General features: G+C 33.4%; 20 protein-coding genes. 7 read left to right on the top strand and 13 right to left on the bottom strand.

Annotated elements, in window-relative coordinates; all coding sequences use genetic code 11:
- On the top strand, nucleotides 1–572 hold a 572-nt coding region (locus AACY61_RS00535; RefSeq protein ID WP_339609123.1), incomplete at its 5' end, for a histidine kinase.
- Entirely contained in the window at nucleotides 569–1,222 is a 654-nt protein-coding gene (locus AACY61_RS00530; protein WP_339609121.1) for a response regulator transcription factor, read from the top strand. The genes AACY61_RS00535 and AACY61_RS00530, both read left to right, overlap by 4 nt.
- Here the strand turns inward: AACY61_RS00530 and AACY61_RS00525 are convergent.
- The 3 genes from AACY61_RS00525 to AACY61_RS00515 all read right to left on the bottom strand — a co-directional run bounded on the left by AACY61_RS00525 (nucleotide 1,219) and on the right by AACY61_RS00515 (nucleotide 4,320).
- Nucleotides 1,219–1,917 carry an RluA family pseudouridine synthase gene (locus AACY61_RS00525; RefSeq protein WP_339609129.1) on the bottom strand — a complete coding sequence of 233 codons (699 nt, stop codon included), beginning with the start codon at nucleotides 1,915–1,917 and terminating at the stop codon, nucleotides 1,219–1,221. The two genes, AACY61_RS00530 and AACY61_RS00525, sit on opposite strands and share 4 nt — an antisense overlap.
- 23 nt (nucleotides 1,918–1,940) lie before the next feature.
- The gene (gene panB / locus AACY61_RS00520; protein ID WP_339609119.1) at nucleotides 1,941–2,759 is read right to left on the bottom strand and encodes a 3-methyl-2-oxobutanoate hydroxymethyltransferase; all 819 of its coding nucleotides are present in this window, start codon (nucleotides 2,757–2,759) and stop codon (nucleotides 1,941–1,943) included.
- Between the two features lie 136 nt (nucleotides 2,760–2,895).
- A complete protein-coding gene (locus AACY61_RS00515) occupies nucleotides 2,896–4,320 on the bottom strand; it encodes an L-serine ammonia-lyase (RefSeq protein ID WP_339609117.1) in 1,425 nt (474 codons plus the stop codon).
- Between the two features lie 136 nt (nucleotides 4,321–4,456).
- On the opposite strand from AACY61_RS00515, the gene mltG reads away from it, so the two are divergent.
- Both mltG and AACY61_RS00505 read left to right on the top strand, forming a co-directional pair.
- Nucleotides 4,457–5,500 carry an endolytic transglycosylase MltG gene (mltG, locus tag AACY61_RS00510; protein WP_339609127.1) on the top strand — a complete coding sequence of 348 codons (1,044 nt, stop codon included), beginning with the start codon at nucleotides 4,457–4,459 and terminating at the stop codon, nucleotides 5,498–5,500.
- A 271-nt stretch (nucleotides 5,501–5,771) separates the two neighbouring features.
- Nucleotides 5,772–6,428 (top strand): peptidoglycan-binding protein LysM, encoded by a 657-nt coding sequence (locus AACY61_RS00505; RefSeq protein ID WP_339609115.1) that lies wholly within the window; start codon nucleotides 5,772–5,774, stop codon nucleotides 6,426–6,428.
- 1 nt (nucleotide 6,429) lies between these two features.
- Here the strand turns inward: AACY61_RS00505 and AACY61_RS00500 are convergent, their stop codons facing one another.
- The 4 genes from AACY61_RS00500 to dnaA form a co-directional block, all read right to left on the bottom strand.
- A complete protein-coding gene (locus tag AACY61_RS00500; protein ID WP_339609113.1) occupies nucleotides 6,430–7,155 on the bottom strand; it encodes an SAM-dependent methyltransferase in 726 nt (241 codons plus the stop codon).
- A 1-nt stretch (nucleotide 7,156) separates the two neighbouring features.
- Complete coding sequence (locus AACY61_RS00495; protein WP_339609111.1) at nucleotides 7,157–8,524, bottom strand: PQQ-dependent sugar dehydrogenase; 1,368 nt, start codon at nucleotides 8,522–8,524, stop codon at nucleotides 7,157–7,159.
- A gap of 92 nt (nucleotides 8,525–8,616) precedes the next feature.
- The gene (locus AACY61_RS00490; RefSeq protein WP_339609109.1) at nucleotides 8,617–9,075 is read right to left on the bottom strand and encodes a low molecular weight protein-tyrosine-phosphatase; all 459 of its coding nucleotides are present in this window, start codon (nucleotides 9,073–9,075) and stop codon (nucleotides 8,617–8,619) included.
- A gap of 10 nt (nucleotides 9,076–9,085) precedes the next feature.
- On the bottom strand, nucleotides 9,086–10,513 hold the full coding sequence (dnaA, locus tag AACY61_RS00485) for a chromosomal replication initiator protein DnaA (RefSeq protein WP_339609107.1): 1,428 nt from the start codon (nucleotides 10,511–10,513) through the stop codon (nucleotides 9,086–9,088).
- Between the two features lie 202 nt (nucleotides 10,514–10,715).
- On the opposite strand from dnaA, the gene AACY61_RS00480 reads away from it, so the two are divergent.
- The gene (locus tag AACY61_RS00480) at nucleotides 10,716–11,129 is read left to right on the top strand and encodes a thioesterase family protein (protein ID WP_339609105.1); all 414 of its coding nucleotides are present in this window, start codon (nucleotides 10,716–10,718) and stop codon (nucleotides 11,127–11,129) included.
- Here the strand turns inward: AACY61_RS00480 and AACY61_RS00475 are convergent.
- The 4 genes from AACY61_RS00475 to ribD form a co-directional block, all read right to left on the bottom strand.
- Complete coding sequence (locus AACY61_RS00475; protein WP_339609103.1) at nucleotides 11,126–11,737, bottom strand: YigZ family protein; 612 nt, start codon at nucleotides 11,735–11,737, stop codon at nucleotides 11,126–11,128. The two genes, AACY61_RS00480 and AACY61_RS00475, sit on opposite strands and share 4 nt — an antisense overlap.
- Before the next feature lie 3 nt (nucleotides 11,738–11,740).
- A complete protein-coding gene (locus AACY61_RS00470) occupies nucleotides 11,741–12,457 on the bottom strand; it encodes an EamA family transporter (protein ID WP_339609101.1) in 717 nt (238 codons plus the stop codon).
- Between the two features lie 131 nt (nucleotides 12,458–12,588).
- On the bottom strand, nucleotides 12,589–13,197 hold the full coding sequence (locus tag AACY61_RS00465) for an HAD family phosphatase (protein ID WP_339609100.1): 609 nt from the start codon (nucleotides 13,195–13,197) through the stop codon (nucleotides 12,589–12,591).
- Entirely contained in the window at nucleotides 13,190–14,236 is a 1,047-nt protein-coding gene (ribD, locus tag AACY61_RS00460; protein WP_339609125.1) for a bifunctional diaminohydroxyphosphoribosylaminopyrimidine deaminase/5-amino-6-(5-phosphoribosylamino)uracil reductase RibD, read from the bottom strand. Before ribD ends, AACY61_RS00465 begins: the two co-directional genes overlap by 8 nt.
- A 47-nt stretch (nucleotides 14,237–14,283) precedes the next feature.
- Here ribD and AACY61_RS00455 point away from each other — a divergent pair, with 47 nt between their 5' ends.
- Both AACY61_RS00455 and prmC read left to right on the top strand, forming a co-directional pair.
- Nucleotides 14,284–14,769: a GNAT family N-acetyltransferase gene (locus tag AACY61_RS00455; RefSeq protein WP_339609098.1), complete on the top strand. Its 486-nt coding sequence runs from the start codon at nucleotides 14,284–14,286 to the stop codon at nucleotides 14,767–14,769.
- Nucleotides 14,766–15,608: a peptide chain release factor N(5)-glutamine methyltransferase gene (prmC, locus tag AACY61_RS00450; protein ID WP_339609096.1), complete on the top strand. Its 843-nt coding sequence runs from the start codon at nucleotides 14,766–14,768 to the stop codon at nucleotides 15,606–15,608. Before AACY61_RS00455 ends, prmC begins: the two co-directional genes overlap by 4 nt.
- Here the strand turns inward: prmC and AACY61_RS00445 are convergent.
- Together AACY61_RS00445 and purB are read right to left on the bottom strand one after the other, a co-directional pair.
- Nucleotides 15,605–16,546, bottom strand: coding sequence for an OmpA family protein (locus tag AACY61_RS00445; RefSeq protein ID WP_339609094.1), 942 nt, complete (start codon nucleotides 16,544–16,546; stop codon nucleotides 15,605–15,607). The two genes, prmC and AACY61_RS00445, sit on opposite strands and share 4 nt — an antisense overlap.
- 180 nt (nucleotides 16,547–16,726) lie before the next feature.
- A partial coding sequence (gene purB / locus AACY61_RS00440; RefSeq protein ID WP_339609092.1) for an adenylosuccinate lyase occupies nucleotides 16,727–17,795 on the bottom strand: 1,069 nt, incomplete at its 5' end.

Raw genomic sequence — 17,795 nt, 5'->3', positions numbered from 1 at the left:
GGGAGTTACACGACAATATTGGACAATTACTTTCAGTTGTAAATATGCAATTGAATATGATGAAACCCCTTGCACCCGAAAATTTTAAGTCACAAATTGATGAGACAAAAGATTTGGTAAATACAACAGTTCATGAAGTGAGAACCTTATCAAAGACTTTGAACAGTGAAGTTATTCAAAAAAACGGTTTATTACGAACCATAGAAATTGAATTAGAGCGAATAGAGCGTCTTAAATATGCAACAACCAACTTTGAAATCAAAGGTGACTACTTTAAACTATCTGATACTGATGAGATCATTATATTTAGAATATTACAGGAATTCTTATCAAATTCGATAAAACATTCAAAAGCAAACAGAATTATAATGCATTTTAATTATCAAAATAATAAACTATTAATTGAGGCTGAAGATGATGGATTGGGCTTTGATACTACTCAAAAAACTGAAAGTTCAGGCATACAAAATATGGCTTCAAGAGCAGAAATGATAGGCGCTCAGTTTTTCTTAAACTCAAAAATTAATAAAGGTACCAAATTAAAACTTTCATACACACTAGTAGCATCGTGAAAAATATTCAAAATTATAATATTGTTATTGTAGACGACCACCTGTTGTTTGCAAGCTCATTAGGAAAAATGATTGATTCTTTTAACAGATTTGAGGTTTTATTTACGGCATCAAACGGCTTAAATTTAAAAGAAAAATTGGCTCAGTCAGAAGTATTGCCTGATATAATATTACTTGATGTCAATATGCCAATTTTAAACGGATATGAAACCTTAATTTGGTTAAAAGAAGTACATCCTCAAGTTAAAGTCCTAATGCTATCAATGGATGATGATGAAGATTTAATTATTAAAATGATAAAAACAGGAGCAAAAGGTTACTTGTTAAAAAACATCAATCCAGAAGATTTACAACATGCATTAATTCAAACCATTGATCAGGGGTTTTATTATTCTGAACAAATAAATGAAATATTAATGGATGTTTTAAATGGGAAAAAAAACATTCCAAATTTTGAATTTAAAGAAAACGAAATCACTTTTATTAAACTCGCGTGTACTGAAAATACATATAAGGAAATAGCCGATATTATGAATCTAAGCCCAAGAACAATTGATGGTTACAGAGAAAAATTATTTGAAAGATTGCAAATAAAAAGCAGAGTAGGACTGGTTATTTATGCGGTTAAAAATAATTTAATTGAAATTTAATTACAATTATTCCAAAGTGTTTCATCAGGTGTTGGAGCAATAATATTGATTCTTTCTTTTTTAACCGGATGTGTTAAACTCAAAGACCTTGCGTGCAGGTGAATTCCACCATCCGGATTACTTCTGTCAAAGCCATATTTCAAATCACCTTTTATAGGACATTTTAAAACGGATAATTGACTTCTGATTTGATGGTGTCTTCCGGTAAATAATTCAATTTCCAGCAAATAATAATTTTTTAATTTTTTAAGAACCTCATATTTCAAAATTGCTTTTTTGCTATTGGGAACCTCCTTTACATAAGCATATGATTTATTTTGTTTTGTGTTCCTTTTGAGGTAATGAGTAATTGTGTCACTTTCAAGTGGTGGGTGGTTTTTTACAATTGCCCAGTATGTTTTACTGGTTTCACGTTCTTTAAACATATTGTTGAGTCTGCTGAGTGCTTTTGAGGTTTTAGCGAAGAGAACCACCCCGGTTGTTGGCCTGTCTAATCTATGAACTACACCAAGATATACAGCACCCGGTTTATTGTACTTTTCTGCAATGTATTTTTTTATTATCTCATTTAAAGGCTGATCCCCAGTACTATCTCCCTGAACAATATCCCCAACTCTTTTGTTGACAGCTATCAAATGATTGTCTTCATATAGTATTTGTAAGTTATCTTTAGCTGAAACCGTTTTCAAGGAAATATTTTAATTATAAAACAAACAAACTAATATTGTTCATTTTCATTGGGAAAATCACCTGATTTTACATCAGAGCTATATTGTTGAAGCGCCTGAGTCATTTCAGTATGCAAGTCTAGGTATCGTCTTAAAAATCGCGGACTGAATTCAGTGTTCATACCTAACATGTCGTGAATTACAAGCACCTGTCCATCAACACCACCTCCGGCACCGATACCAATCACGGGGATTGTAAGGCTTTTTGCAACTTCTTCAGCTAATTTCGCAGGAACTTTTTCAAGTACAATAGCAAAACAGCCTAATTTTTCTAACAATAAAGCATCTTCTTTTAATTGTTTCGCTTCAGTTTCTTCTTTCGCACGCACTGTATAGGTTCCAAACTTATATATAGATTGAGGGGTTAAACCTAAATGTCCCATTACAGGGATTCCGGCATTCAAAATGCGCTTTATAGAGTCTTTAATTTCTTTTCCACCTTCCATTTTTACCGCATGGCCACCACTTTCTTTCATAATTCGAATAGCAGAGCGCAGAGCCTCTTTGGCATCACTTTGATAACTTCCAAATGGTAAATCTACAACAACCAAGCTTCGCGAAATTGCCCTAACTACAGAAGCAGCGTGATAAATCATCTGATCTAGAGTGATGGGTAAGGTCGTTTCATGTCCGGCCATTACATTTGAAGCTGAATCACCCACTAGAATTACATCTATACCGGCACCATCAACAATTTGAGCCATTGTAAAATCATAGGAGGTGAGCATGGATATTTTTTCACCCCGTGATTTCATATCAACCAGTGTTTTGGTTGTGATTCGCTTATATTCCTTTTTAGCTACCGACATTGGTTTTTAAATTTTATTTTGTAAAAGTACTAAATAAGTATGCTATTTTCAATAATGAATTTATGCAGATTTTATTTGTTGATGTATTTCAGTTTTATAGGAACTTTAAAAATAAATAATATGTTCATATTTGGTATTAACAATCACTCATGTTTACTCTAACTGCGAGTCCACCTTCGCTGGTTTCCTTGTACTTACTACTCATATCTTGTGCCGTTTCCCACATAGTCTGAATCACTTTATCTAAGGGCACTTTTGCCTTTGATGCGTCACCGTCAAGAGCCATTTCGCTGGCGTTAATTGCTTTAATGGCACCCATTGCGTTGCGTTCGATGCATGGTATCTGAACAAGTCCTGCAATAGGATCACAAGTGAGACCCAAGTGGTGTTCCATTGCAATTTCACTTGCCATTAATACTTGTTCAGGAGTGCCACCCATAAGTTCTGTCAGTGCCCCGGCGGCCATTGAAGAAGATACACCAATCTCTGCCTGACAACCACCCATTGCCGCAGAAATAGTGGCACCTTTTTTAAACAAACTTCCTATTTCACCGGCAACCAATAGGAACTGTTTAATATCTTCAAAATCAGCATCGTGATTTTCAATCACCATATAATACATTAAAACAGCCGGAATTACACCAGCACTTCCGTTTGTAGGTGCTGTAACTACTCTTCCTAGCGATGCATTTACCTCATTTACTGATAAAGCAAAACAACTTACCCATTTTAAAATTTGACGAAATTTAACTTCTGTATTTCGAATAGCATTTATCCAATTTTCAGGAGAATCATAATTGGCATCACCAATTAAATTTTTGTGTGTATTAAAAGATCTTCGAGTAACATTTAAGCCTCCTGGTAAAATACCTTCAGTATGACAACCGGTGTACATTGACTCCAACATTACATTCCATATTGCTTTAAGACCTTCATCAATTTCTTTATCAGAACGTAATGAGCGTTCATTTTCCAAAACAATTTCTGAAATTTTCTTATTTTCCCTTTTGCAAACCTCTTGAAGCTCTGTTGCATTGTGAATAGGAAATGAAAACTTGTTAAAAGCTATTTCTTTTTTCTTGGCATTTTTCCGTTCTTTTTTAACCACAAAACCACCTCCAATTGAATAAAAGGTCGAAGAAATCATTTTATTGCTTTTGAGCTTGGCTCTAAAGGTCATTCCGTTTGGATGAAAATCAAGAAACTTTTTATGAAAAATAACATGACTTTCAATTGAAAATTCAATTATTCTCTCACCATTTAAAACAAGATGTTTGTTTTTTTTAACCAAGTCAATTTCTGTATCAATGGTATCAATAGCAATAGTGACCGGGTCATAACCACTTAACCCTAAAATAGCTGCAAGATCTGTAGCGTGACCTTTTCCTGTAAGAGATAAAGAACCGTATAAGTCAATATATACCTCTGTAACTTCCTCAAACCAATTAGCTGTCTTCAATTCATCAATCCACCGTTGTGCGGCTCGCCATGGTCCTAAAGTATGGGAACTAGAAGGACCTACACCAATTTTTAGCATGTCAAAAACACTAATACTTTCCATAAAATCATATTTGAAATCAAAGATAGTAACTAAAAATCGACTCCAATAAGTTTTCAGTTTTTTTTAAATTTTTCGTTAGAAGTGAAACATTTAAAAATACTAACTTTGAGACCAATAATTTTTGAATAAGTTTAAGATGTATATCAAACGAATATTATTGATTGTAGTGTTAATGGGACTGGTAGGAGCCGGGATTTTTTCTTATTACATCTACAACACTATTTTTTCACCAAATACTGATTTCAGCCAAAATGAAGTTGTTATTTATGTGCCAAGTGATGCTACATATAAAGATGTTAGAAATCAGTTGAAAGAGGTTTTAAATGATATTGAAAGTTTTGACATAGTTGCTCAAAAAAAGGGATATGTCAGTTATTTAAAGCCCGGAAAATACGCGATTCAAAAAGGGATGAATAATAACGAGATTGTCAACAGCTTGAGGAGTGGCAATATTCCGGTTCAGGTTTCATTTAACAACCAGGAAACTATCGAACGCTTAGCCGGTAGAATTTCTGAACAAATAGAGGCAGATAGTATTTCATTGTTAAATGCTATGAAAGATGAAGCTTTTATAGAATCTAATGATTTTTCAATGAATACCAGACTTGCTATGTACATTCCTAATACCTATGAATTTTACTGGAACACATCTGCCGAAACATTTAGAGAAAGAATGTTAAAAGAATACACAACATTTTGGAATGAAATTAGGCTTCAAAAGGCAAGCAGTCTCAATTTAACCCCTTTGGAAGTCATTGTGTTGGCATCCATAGTACAAAAAGAAACAGCAAAAGTTGATGAACGACCAAAGGTAGCAGGTGTTTATCTCAATAGATTAAAAGCAGGTATGTTATTGCAGGCAGACCCAACTGTGATTTATGCAATTAAAAAGAAAACCGGTGATTTTGATACTATTATAAAACGTGTTTTATTTAAAGACCTAGAAACAGATTCACCCTATAACACTTATAAATATTCCGGCTTACCTCCGGGCCCAATAACAATGCCCGATATAAGTTCCATTGAAGCTGTTTTAAATTATGAAACTCATGATTACTATTATTTTGTTGCTGATGTTTCTCGTCCCGGATATCATCTTTTTGCTAAAAACCTAGCACAACACAATCGAAACAGACAACAATATATTAATTGGATTAATCGTCAAGGTATTAATAGGTAAAAGTCATTTTGCTTTATTATGATTTGATTGTAAAAGCGTTTAAATCTCATTTTTCACTAAACAACCGCATATTTTTAACAGAATATTAACAAATAGTAAAAACCAAAGAAATTTCTCTCAAACACTATAAATAGTGACGTTTCAATGTTATTAGTTATAGAATATAGTACTTTATCAATTACTTAACAGATTGAAAAACATCATATTGTAATTTTGTGTATATTTGCACGCGATTTTGAGGGGTAAGAAAATTACTTCAAAAAAATTAATTATGATGAAAAAATTACTCTTTAGTATTTCAATAATCAGTATAGCTTGCTTTATGGTGAGCTGGGGATTTTTGTCTAAGAATAGCTATGATTTTTCATACTATTCTACCGATGGACTTGAACTAAACTATTTTGTTCCCTTTGAAGAGGACATTATTGTAGAAGAAGAGGATGAACGTGTTGTTTATCCAATTTTAGGTAAAACATATATGGGTTTCAGAGAAGCTTTGGCTTTTAAAGAATCAAGAGGAGACTACTTTATAATCAACCATTTTGGTTATATGGGAAAATATCAATTTGGTCGTGCAACGCTTAACTTGATAGGAATTAAAGACTCCAATATGTTCCTTAATAATCCGAAACTTCAGGAAACTGCATTCAAAACCTATACAGCTCGAAATAAATGGGTTTTACAACGAGATATTAAAAGGTTTTCCGGCACTTATGTAAACGGGGTATACATAACAGAATCCGGAATTCTTGCAGCAGCACATTTGGCAGGACCCGGGAATGTGAAAAAGTTTTTAAGAAGTGGAGGTCAAGATGTTTTTACTGATGGATTTGGAACTTCTGTGAGGTATTATTTGAAAAAGTTTTCAGGTTATGATACATCACATATCATACCAGTTAAAAATGCAAAAGTAATTCACAGGGTGTAAATTAAAACTCTTTATGAAAAATAAATAAGGTTGGTCTTTTATGAAGGTCAACCTTTGTTTTTTTCCACTCTTCAGTTGTCTTTGTTTGAATCAATTCAGTAGCTAAAGTAATATCGCAGGCAACACACACTTTGGTATTTGGGTGTAAGGTAGCTATAAGGTCACCTAAAAAGGCATCGTTTCTGTAGGGTGTTTCAATAAATAACTGAGATTGATTTTCTTCAAAAGACCTTTTCTCGAGACGTCTTATTTCTTTTTTACGCTGCTGTTTATCAATGGGCAAATACCCGTTAAAAGCAAAGCTTTGACCATTCATTCCACTTGCCATCATAGCCAAGAGAATAGATGACGGTCCAACCATTGGTACGACGCTTATTTTTTTTTGGTGTGCAAGCTTGACAATTTCAGCACCCGGGTCGGCGATTCCTGGACAACCGGCCTCTGAAATGATTCCAACGTCAATTCCATCTAAACAAGGATCCAAAAAGTCTGGAATCTCGATTGGGTCTGTAAACTTATTAAGTAGTGATATGATAAGTTTTGATTGTGATTTTCCAGGGCAAATACTTTTGATGAAACCTCTGGCTGATTTTTCATTTTCTACTATATAATAGTCTATTTGCTCAATAATTTTTTTTACTGAAAGCGGTAATACTTCCAAAGGATTGGTTTCACCTAAAGTAGTTGGTATTAAATAAATTTTGCCTTTTTCTGGAAAGTTGGTCACTTTACTGAATCATTATTTTTTTATATAAATAGTTTCCGGTGCTTTCTTCTACAGCAATAAAATAAAAGCCACTTTTTAATTCAGATACATCAATAGTTTGAGTTTTATTGTTTTCTCCTTCATAAACTTTTACTATAGAGCCTTTTAAATCCAATACTTTTATAGTTGAAATTTGTTTTGCAACTGTACTTATTGTAACTAAACTTTGTGCGGGATTAGGTACAATACTGAATGAATTCATATTTTCATCTTCTAACGAAAGTGGCGTGTTGTCAATTATTTTATAAATAGAACCGCCTGAAAATGCTGATAAAAATAAATTATTTTGATTGTCAACCCCAAAACTGGTGATTGTTCCGGCTCCCAGATTACCGTGAAATATTAAATTTTCGTCTGGATTTACGGTTCCTATTTCACCACTACAAAGGTCTGCAAAAAAGTAAAAACCATTGATTGCCGGAAATTCACTTCCTCTGTAAACATAGCCTCCTGTAATTGAGCATCTTGATCCGGAGTTTCCATATTCAGCTATTGGAAATGTTAACTCTGAAACAGGGGGGCATCCAGCAGTATTGAATGGGTTTGTTCCTTCATAGCAACGCCATCCATAGTTCAAACCTGCTTCACTTGAAGCTACTTTGTTAATTTCTTCCCATGCGTTTTGTCCAACATCTGCTATCCATAAATCTCCAGTATCACTATCAAATGAAAACTTCCAAGGATTGCGTACTCCGTATGCCCAAATTTCGTCAAGTGCATCAGGGATTCCAACAAAAGGATTGTCGGCAGGAATATAAGGAGCAGGTTCATCAACATCAAGTCTTAAAATTTTACCTAATAAAGTTGTTAAGTCCTGCGAATTGTTTTGTGGGTCACCGCCACTTCCTCCATCTCCGCTTGAGATATATAATTTTCCATCAGGTCCAAAAGCAATATGACCTCCATTGTGATTTGTAAAAGGTTGGTTGTAGGTAAGCATTTGGAGTTCGCTGTTTTCATCTGCAAGGTCAGGATCGTTGCTGACTGTAAATCTTGATATTTGTGTGTTTCCTGATGTATTAGTATAGTTTAAATAAAAGTAGCCGTTGTTTATGTAATCAGGATGAAATGCCAAACCCAATAAACCGCGCTCACCTCCTGAACTAATTTGAGAAGAAATGTTAAGAAATGGGTCGGGATTAACACTTCCATCAGGATTTAAAATTTTAATGAGTCCGCCTTGCTCAACAATAAACAAACGGTCGTCTCCCGCATGTTTGATTTCTAGGGGACTACTAAAACCATCTGCAACAAGTTCCAGCTCCAGATCTTGACAAAAAGAAATCGAAGAAAATAATAATGAGAAGATAATTAAAATATAATTTTTCATAGGAAAGGGGGAGTAAAATAGTTATGTTTTCAGTATTTAGTTTTACTAAAATAGAAAAAAGAAAGTGAATTATTTAATTTTAAATGTATTGTTTAGCTTGAAATTTTTTTTGCTATGACTGTAGAAGCTTCATCCAGTAGTTTATATACGTGCTCAAAATCTGAATCTGTTCCATAATAGGGGTCAGGAACCTCTACATTTTCATTTTCAAACAACTCATTGAGAATTAGTTTAATTTTATTTTGTGATTGATCATTAGGGGCCATTTTTAACAAGTTTTTCTTGTTTTCAATATCCATTACATATATAATATCAAACTCATTAAAGTCTTTTTCAGTAAACTGTCTGCCTCTTTGAGTTGTGATATCGATGCCATATTTTTGGGCAACTTTGATACTGCGTTTATCAGGAATTTCTCCCACGTGCCAATGTCCTGTTCCTGCAGATTCAATGATAAAACGATTAGTATCTAATTTTGATTTTAAAATGCCTTCAGCTAAAGGAGATCTGCAGATATTTCCAAGACAAACCATTAATATTTTTGTCTTCATAGGAATAGTCTTAAAGTGTGAGTTTCTTATTCAAGTCATCTACATACTTTCTGAATTGCTTGTCTGTAGAAGTAAGGTTGTCAACAGTTTTGCAAGCGTGAAGTACGGTAGCGTGATCACGTCGTCCAATTTGTGACCCTATACTGGCAAGTGATGCTTTTGTGAATTTTTTCGCAAAAAACATAGCCAGTTGTCTGGCTTGAACAATGTGTCTTTTTCGGGTTTTTGATTGAAGGGTGTCAACATCCATTTGAAAATAATCAGAGACTACTTTTTGAATATAATCTATTGAAACTTCGCGTTTGGTGTGTTTTACATAATTATCAACAATTTTTCGTGCCAGGTCTATAGTAATTTCTCTTTTGTTGAAAGAAGAATGTGCAATTAATGAAATGATAGCACCTTCTAATTCACGAATATTGGTTTTTATGTTGTTTGCTAAAAACTCGATAATTTCCTCAGGCATATCAACGCCGTCTCTGTATAATTTGTTTTTTATGATAGAAACGCGGGTTTCAAAATCAGGGTGTTGCAGTTCTGCGGAAAGCCCCCATTTAAATCGAGACAAGAGACGTTGTTCAATATCAATCATATCAACTGGGGCTTTATCACTTGTCAAAATAACTTGTTTTCCATTTTGATGTAGATGATTGAAAATGTGAAAAAATACATCTTGAGTACCCGATTTTCCTGATAAAAACTGAATGTCGTCTACAATGAGAACATCCATAATTTGGTAAAAATGAATAAAATCGTTACGATTGTTTTTTTTAACAGAATCTATAAATTGTTGTGTGAATTTTTCAGCTGAAATATAGAGAACTGTTTTTTCAGGATACTTATCCTTTATATCTACTCCAATAGCATGCGCTAAGTGTGTTTTTCCAAGGCCAACACCACCAAATATTAACAGTGGGTTGAAAGAGGTCCCTCCGGGTTTGTTTGCAACGGCAAGACCGGCAGAACGTGCTAATCTATTTGAATCACCCTCCAGAAAATTATCAAAACTATAATTTGGATTAAGTTGAGATTCGATTTTTACATTTCTGATTCCAGGTATTACAAAAGGGTTTCTGAGCTCTGGATTTTTATTTTTTGTGGGAACATCTACTTCCTGCGATTTTACTTGAGAACGATTTGAACTGGGAATTTTTTCTGTAAAGGGCTGTTTATTTCCATAAGTGTTTTCCATTTTAATCACATAGACTAATTTGGCATTTTCACCTAATTCTTTCGTTAAAGATACTTTTAAAAGCTTGACATAGTGTTCTTCCAACCACTCATAAAAAAACTTGCTGGGAACCTGAATGCTTAGTGCGTTATCAGTTAGCTTCACTGCTTGAATGGGCTCAAACCATGTTTTAAATGCTTGTGGGGAGATGTTATCTGCTATAAAAGACAGACAATTTGTCCAAACTGATTGCGCAGTTTTACTCATGCCAGGGTGCGTAGTTTTTAAAAATTAGTTAGTTATGAAAAAAAAAGAGAAAATGAATTTCTCTCGGATTTTGTTTACGCAAATATGTGAACAAATTATTTAAAAAAAAAACCTAAAGGGTATTGAATATTCAAATTTTTTTTCTCATACTGCGAGTGTATAAACATACAAAAAAAAAGTACCCTTTCAAAAAAATTAACCTTTGAAAAAAGATACAATCCATACCCGCGTTCGTTATGCAGAAACTGACCAGATGGGAGTGGTATATTATGGTAATTATGCACAGTATTTTGAGATGGGACGTACCGAGTGGCTCAGGAAATTCGGTATTTCATACAAATGGATGGAAGATAATGGCATATTACTTCCTGTGATAGATTTGAATGTAAAGTTTAAACAGTCTGCTTGTTATGATGACTTGCTGACAATAAAAACAGAGCTTCAGAAACTTCCTACAGTTAGAATTGCATTCAATTATGAAATTTTCAACCAAAAAAACGAATTGATTACGACTGGTTCAACAACTTTGGTTTTCGTTGATAAAGAGACTAAAAAACCTATAATGGCACCAGACTATTTATTGGAGAAATTAAAAGAAATTGATTTCAATTCTTAATTGATTTGATGGATGTTCACTTCATAGATTGATTCAAAAAGTTTCTCAACTTCTTTTGCTTTTGATTTTCTGATTGACAACCATATTTTGCAGTCAACTTCCAATTGTTGATTTACTACATCTAAGTTTTTTTCTTTTATAATGCGCATTACTTTATTGATGTTTTGATAATCAAATACAACTTCATATCTAATATCAATTGTTTTTTCTACAATTTTTGAAGCTTCAAGTGCCAGTTTTGCACTTGTTTTGTAAGCACTTATTAAGCCACCGACCCCCAGTTTTGTTCCACCAAAATAGCGTACAACAACGATTAATATATTTGTAACATCAAAAGACTGTATTTGACCATAAATTGGCATCCCGGCACTGTTTGAGGGTTCGCCATCATCATTGACACGGTAATAGATTGACTCGCTTCCAAGTTGATATGCGTAACAAAAATGACGTGCACTTTTATGAAGTATTTTGACCTGTTCAAGGGCATTGTTCACCTCAGTTTCATTTGAAACAGGAAATGTATATCCAAAAAATTTACTTCCTTTTTCTTTGAATAAAGTTTCATTTGATGACTTTTCTATTGTTTTATATGTGTCAGTTTCTTCCATATTTTAAGTATAAATCACTAAAATAATACTTAAGATGGCCAATCCAATTCCAATCCAGTTTTTTGGCAACAACCTTTCTTTGAAAATTATTAGGCCAAGGATGGTAGAAAACATAACTACACTTACATTATTGACAGTAAAAACAGTTGAACTTTCTAGTCCTTCTGTTGCAAGTGCATTCAAAATAAAAACAATTGAATAATAATTAGGTATTCCCAGGGCAATTCCACCTACAACACTTTTCCATTGAATTTTTACATCACTTTTAAGTAATATATATAGGGAACCAAACAAACCGGCAAAACCAAAAATCAATGTAGAAAAAACTTCGATTTGATTGAGAGGAACAAAGTTAGTCTCCAGGTATTTTAGTGAAGTATCAATAATACCAGAACCCAAAAACAATAAAATAGGGTAGAGGATATTACGCCATTTAAATCCTTCTTTGCTTTTTACAGAGGAAAGGTATACTGCAAGCAGCGCTAACACGATTCCAATAATTTTAAATATACTGGCGGATTCTTGGTATACAAATATGCCAAAAACTACAGGAATCACTACTGACATTTTTGTAGCTACCGATGTCACTGCCACACCGCTACGTTGTGCAGTGATTCCCATGATATTAAAAATAACTATAAAAAGCACTCCTAAAATTAATGTACCCCATATCCATGAAGCAGATATAACTTCATCTACAGTCATTTGGGAATCAGACATTGTTATTCCAAAAAGAAAAGCTATATAATAATTACAAATAATTGCATGAAGTGTGTTGACTTTAAATTGTTTAAACAACTTGAAGACAACGTACAATAAGCTGGAAACCAGAATGCTAAAAATTAAATAAATCAAAGTAAATGATTGAATTTAGTGAATAATTCAGTGACATCTTCATTTGTTGGATCCAGGTTCCATATGTAAAAACCCAATTGTTTTGCTGCCTGTGTATTTTCATTAGTATCATCAATAAACAAAACTTGATCTGCTTTCAATTTATGGTTTTTTAATATGATTTGATATATTGCAGCATCGGGTTTTCTTAAGTTTATTTCGTGAGAAAGATAAAAGGCATCAAAACAATTTTTGAATTGCTCATAAACATTAATATGTTGTTTAATCCAATCAATATGCAGCTCATTGGTATTGCTTAATAAAAGCAATTGATATTTTTTAGAAGCTGATAGTTTCTCGAGGAAAGCCAGTCTGTGTTTCGGAAAATCCAGTAAAATAGAATTCCACGAGTCAATGAGTTGCTGATTAGTTGCCCGTGAAAGTTGGTTTTTATAGTAATCTATAAAAGTTTTGGTGTGTATTGTACCTTTTTCATATTGTTTGTTGATTTCTAGCATTTCATCAGTAAACTCACTTAAACCCAGTTTTTGAAATTCAATCTTTGTTGCGTTCTTATCAAGATTCAAGAATACATCACCAAAATCAAAAAGGATGGTTTTAATCATTGTAATAGTAGCTTAAAATGTCTTGTTTAATTAATTGAGATGCTTTTGAAATATATTCAAAGGTTGGAGCTTTGACTCCTGAATCAATAGTAATATTTCCTATAAATACTCTCGCTTCATCCCAAAGATTTTCTTTTATAAAAGTATTTAATGTTTGGGCACCACCTTCAACAATAACTGACTGTAAGTTGTGGCAAAAGAGTAGTTCACAAATCTGTTTAGGAAGGTTTTTTTTGAAATCAACTAATTCATAAACAATGTTTTGATTGGCAATTTGGGAAGTGTTTTTTTTAGATGTGAGTATTAGGGTTTTAGCACTGTCATCATACACCGCTGCTTTAGGGTCAATTTTAAGGTGTTGATCAAGTACAACCCTTACCGGGCTTGATCCTTCCCAAAGACGGTTTGTAAGTTGTGGATTGTCTTTTAACACAGTATTTGTTCCAACTAAAATCGCTTGCTCTTCATTTCGCCATTTATGAACTAGTTGTTTGGATGCTGAACTTGTTATCCATAGTGGTTTTCCTGATTGTTGATTGTTGGGAGCAATAAATCCATCTTTGGTTTGAGCCCATTTCAATATGATGTAAGGACGTTTTTGTTGTTGAAATGTAAAAAAGCGTTTATTTACATTTTTGCATTTTTCTTCTAATACCCCAACAATCACTTTTCTTCCGGCTTCAATTAATTTTTTAACTCCACGACCTGCAACTTTTGGGTTGGGATCTAAACATCCAATTACAATTTTGGGAATAGAATGTGAAATAATCAAATCGGCACAAGGCGGTGTTTTTCCATAATGGCTACAGGGTTCAAGGCTTACATAAATTGTAGATTTTTTAAGTAAAGACTTGTCTTTTACAGATTGGATTGCATTAACTTCAGCGTGAGCTTCCCCCGATTTTTGGTGCCAACCTTCTCCAATAATTTTGTTTTTGTACACCACCACACTACCCACCATCGGGTTTGGGTAGGTTTTTCCTTTAGCATTTTGGGCCAAATCAATACAGCGTTGTATGTATATTTGATGCTTAGACAAGAAAATAGCATTATCTTTATCACACAAAAATAGCATATTTAAATCGAATGGACGATTGTATTATAAGAGCCATTTCTATAGAAGATAATCCTCAAATCGCACAAGTGATTAGAGGAGTTTTAATTGAATTTGGTGTGCCTAAAGTTGGAACTGCATATGCCGATAAAAGTTTAGACCATATGTATGAAACATATAACTCAAAAAGAAAGGCTTATTTTGTTGTTGAAGAAAATAATTTAATACTAGGAGGGGCAGGTATTTGCCAACTTGAAAATTATGAGGGAAATGTTTGTGAGCTTCAAAAAATGTATTTTGCTCAAGAAGCAAGAGGGAGAGGTGTTGGTGCAAGAATGATGAAAACTTGTTTGGATAAGGCTAAGGAGTTTGGTTTTCAAAAATGCTATTTGGAAACGATGCCCTATATGGTTGACGCGAAAAAACTATACACTAAATCGGGTTTTATTAATCTTGAAAAACCTTTGGGAGATACCGGTCATTATTCTTGTAATGTCTGGATGATTAAAGAACTATGATTTTAAAAGAATACAGAAAGCATTTTGTTGAAAAACTTCAATTAATTTATCCGAATGAAGAAATTAACGCCTTTTTCTACTTACTTGCAGAAAGTGTTTTGGGTCTAAAAAAAGTAGAAGTTTCAATGCAATTGCAACGACCTTTAACTACTGAAGAAACTAAACTACTTGATTCTGCTTTGTCAGCACTGCAAAAAGAAAAACCCATTCAATATATAATAGGCGAAACATATTTTTATGGACTTCCAATAAAAGTAGACAGTTCGACCTTAATTCCCCGACCGGAAACCGAAGAGCTAGTGGATTGGATTATTAAGGAAAACAGTTACGCTTCACCTGAAATTATTGACATCGGAACTGGTACAGGATGTATTGCTATTTCTTTAGCTAAACATATCAAAAACGCAAACCTTACAGCAATTGATATTTCTGAAGGAGCTTTAAAAATAGCAAAAAAAAATGCAAGACTCAATAATAGCTCTGTAGAGTTTATTCAAACCGATATTTTGCAAGTTTCAAGACTACCAAAGTTTTATGATGTAATTGTTTCAAACCCGCCTTATATCAGAAATTCAGAAAAACAATACATTCAAAAAAATGTACTTTCTTACGAACCCCATAGCGCACTCTTTGTATCAGATATTGATCCCTTACTGTTTTATAATAAAATAGCAGATATCGCTTTAAAAAATTTAAATACTAATGGCATGCTTTTTTTTGAAATCAATGAAGCATTTGGAGAGAAGTTGGTCACTTTACTTATGAATAAAGGGTTTAAAAATATTTGTCTGAAGAAAGATGTTTTTGGAAAAGACAGAATGATAAAATCAACTATTTAATTAACCTTATTGTAGAAATCTCTGTGGGGTTTTACAATTACTTCTACGCGCCTGTTCAATTTTTTCCCTTCTTTTGTTTCATTAGTAGCTCGGGGCTTTGTAAGACCATACGCAATACTACTAAACTCATAAGTACCTTTATCATTCAGTTTGCCTTTTAATTTTTTCAAAACACTTTTGGCCCTTTGTTCAGACAGTCTTAGGTTATAGAGGGCACTACCATCACTATCAGTATGTCCTTCAATAATTATTTCAGCCATGCCCACCTTAGCAATTTGAGTAGCTAAACTATCAATGGCCGTATTTGACTTGTCTTTTAGGTCAAATTTAGCTGTATCAAATAAAACATCAGCACTTAAATTGATTTTTAAAACACCGCTGATTGTGCCGACAGCGTCAATATCTGCCCCGGGAGTATTTCCGGTACAAATCTCTTTTTGATCAGTAATTCTTACAAAATAAAAAATATCTCTAATATCATTTACTACCGGAGCAATATCAATAAATGACTTTCCACCTGAAACCAAACCTAAGTCTTCCCAGTTTAACCCATCTTTTGATATTTCAAACTGAAATGATTCAACAGACGGACCAACTTCCCATACATACAAATCAGGCCCTTCCATATCAACAAAACCATTGTCAGTAAACTCTAACGTTAACTGACCACCGCATCCCAGTGAAACATAACGAGCAACTTTATAGTGGATGTAATTGGGTTCACCCAGTGATTGAGCGGGGTCAGTAAAATCTTTTGCAGCACGTTGATTTCCTTGTTTGAATTCAACAACTTTGTCTGCAAATGAAATTTTACCGATAGGCATATAGATTGGCTCTCCACGAGTGGAGTTGTAGTATTTTCCTTCAATTCCGTTGCTTTGAGCAAAAATCGTAAATGAGGATAAAATAATTAAAAAGCAAACATACTTAGCAATCATTTGTTCTTTACTTTCTATATCTTAGAATGAAGATACAATAATTTTAGAAAGAATTGAAAACCAGTTTTTTTTTATTGAATTAAAAAAAATGTAAGAAGTAACCTTGTAGTTAGATTTTTAAGGATAGATTAATAATTATTATTTTCCTAATTTTAATAGTTGAAAATTTATAATCGAAATTTAGATACCTGTAAAATTAGTAGGTTGAATGTCTTTTAATTCCTTTTTTAATATTTCTGAAATATCTAAAGTGTCGATAAATTCAGCAATAGATTGCCTGTTAATTTTTTGATTTGTACGTGTAAGTCCTTTTAATGCCTCATAGGGGTTGGGAAAACCTTCTCTTCTTAGAATAGTTTGAATAGCTTCGGCAACTACTGCCCAATTATTTTCAAGATCTTCATTTATTTTAGCTTGGTTGAGTACAAGTTTTCCTAACCCACTTAACGTAGCTTGCAAGGCAATGATTGTGTGACCAATAGGAACACCCACATTTCTGAGAACGGTACTATCTGTCAAATCCCGTTGTAACCTGCTAACGGGTAATTTAGCAGCAAGGTGTTCAAACAAAGCGTTGGCAATACCTAAGTTTCCTTCAGAATTTTCAAAATCGATTGGATTTACCTTATGTGGCATAGCAGAAGAACCTACCTCACCCTCTTTAATTTTTTGTTTGAAATAGTCCATAGATATATAAGTCCAAAAATCTCGATCCAAATCTATAATAACTGTATTGATACGTTTCATTGCATCAAACAAAGCTGCCAAGTGATCATAATGTTCAATCTGTGTGGTAGGAAAGGAGTGATGAAGATTTAATTTGGTTTCTACAAATTGAGTTCCAAAATGTTTCCAGTCTATTTCCGGATATGCTACAAAATGAGCATTGAAATTTCCGGTGGCACCACCAAATTTAGAGGCATTTTTGGTGCTTTTTAAAATAGTAAGTTGCTCCTGAAGTCTTACAGAAAAAACCTGTATTTCCTTACCCAATCGAGTAGGTGAAGCTGGTTGTCCATGAGTTTTAGCAAGCATTGGAATGCTTTTCCACAATTCAGATAGTTGATTTAATTTACTTATCAACTCTTCCAAAATTGGTATATATACATTTTCTACAGCATCTTTAATCGAGAGCGGTATTGAAGTGTTGTTAATGTCTTGAGAAGTCAAACCAAAATGTATAAACTCCTTAAACTCTTTCAGTTTTAAAGAATCAAATTTTTCCTTGATAAAATATTCAACCGCTTTA

Source organism: uncultured Planktosalinus sp. (assembly GCF_963973675.1).
In the GTDB taxonomy this organism is placed as follows: domain Bacteria; phylum Bacteroidota; class Bacteroidia; order Flavobacteriales; family Flavobacteriaceae; genus Planktosalinus.
Note: the sequence above shows the minus strand (reverse complement) of the source record. Positions and strands in the feature narration are given on the sequence as shown.

Bases quoted from the DNA above. Each gene is read 5' to 3' on its own strand.
- panB (WP_339609119.1), bottom strand. From the start codon at position 2,759: ATGTCGGTAGCTAAAAAGGAATATAAGCGAATCACAACCAAAACACTG.
- AACY61_RS00515 (WP_339609117.1), bottom strand. From the start codon at position 4,320: ATGGAAAGTATTAGTGTTTTTGACATGCTAAAAATTGGTGTAGGTCCT.
- mltG (WP_339609127.1), top strand. From the start codon at position 4,457: ATGTATATCAAACGAATATTATTGATTGTAGTGTTAATGGGACTGGTA.
- AACY61_RS00505 (WP_339609115.1), top strand. From the start codon at position 5,772: ATGATGAAAAAATTACTCTTTAGTATTTCAATAATCAGTATAGCTTGC.
- AACY61_RS00495 (WP_339609111.1), bottom strand. From the start codon at position 8,524: ATGAAAAATTATATTTTAATTATCTTCTCATTATTATTTTCTTCGATT.
- AACY61_RS00490 (WP_339609109.1), bottom strand. From the start codon at position 9,075: ATGAAGACAAAAATATTAATGGTTTGTCTTGGAAATATCTGCAGATCT.
- dnaA (WP_339609107.1), bottom strand. From the start codon at position 10,513: ATGAGTAAAACTGCGCAATCAGTTTGGACAAATTGTCTGTCTTTTATA.
- AACY61_RS00475 (WP_339609103.1), bottom strand. From the start codon at position 11,737: ATGGAAGAAACTGACACATATAAAACAATAGAAAAGTCATCAAATGAA.
- AACY61_RS00470 (WP_339609101.1), bottom strand. From the start codon at position 12,457: ATGTCTGATTCCCAAATGACTGTAGATGAAGTTATATCTGCTTCATGG.
- AACY61_RS00465 (WP_339609100.1), bottom strand. From the start codon at position 13,197: ATGATTAAAACCATCCTTTTTGATTTTGGTGATGTATTCTTGAATCTT.
- AACY61_RS00455 (WP_339609098.1), top strand. From the start codon at position 14,284: ATGGACGATTGTATTATAAGAGCCATTTCTATAGAAGATAATCCTCAA.
- prmC (WP_339609096.1), top strand. From the start codon at position 14,766: ATGATTTTAAAAGAATACAGAAAGCATTTTGTTGAAAAACTTCAATTA.
- AACY61_RS00445 (WP_339609094.1), bottom strand. From the start codon at position 16,546: ATGATTGCTAAGTATGTTTGCTTTTTAATTATTTTATCCTCATTTACG.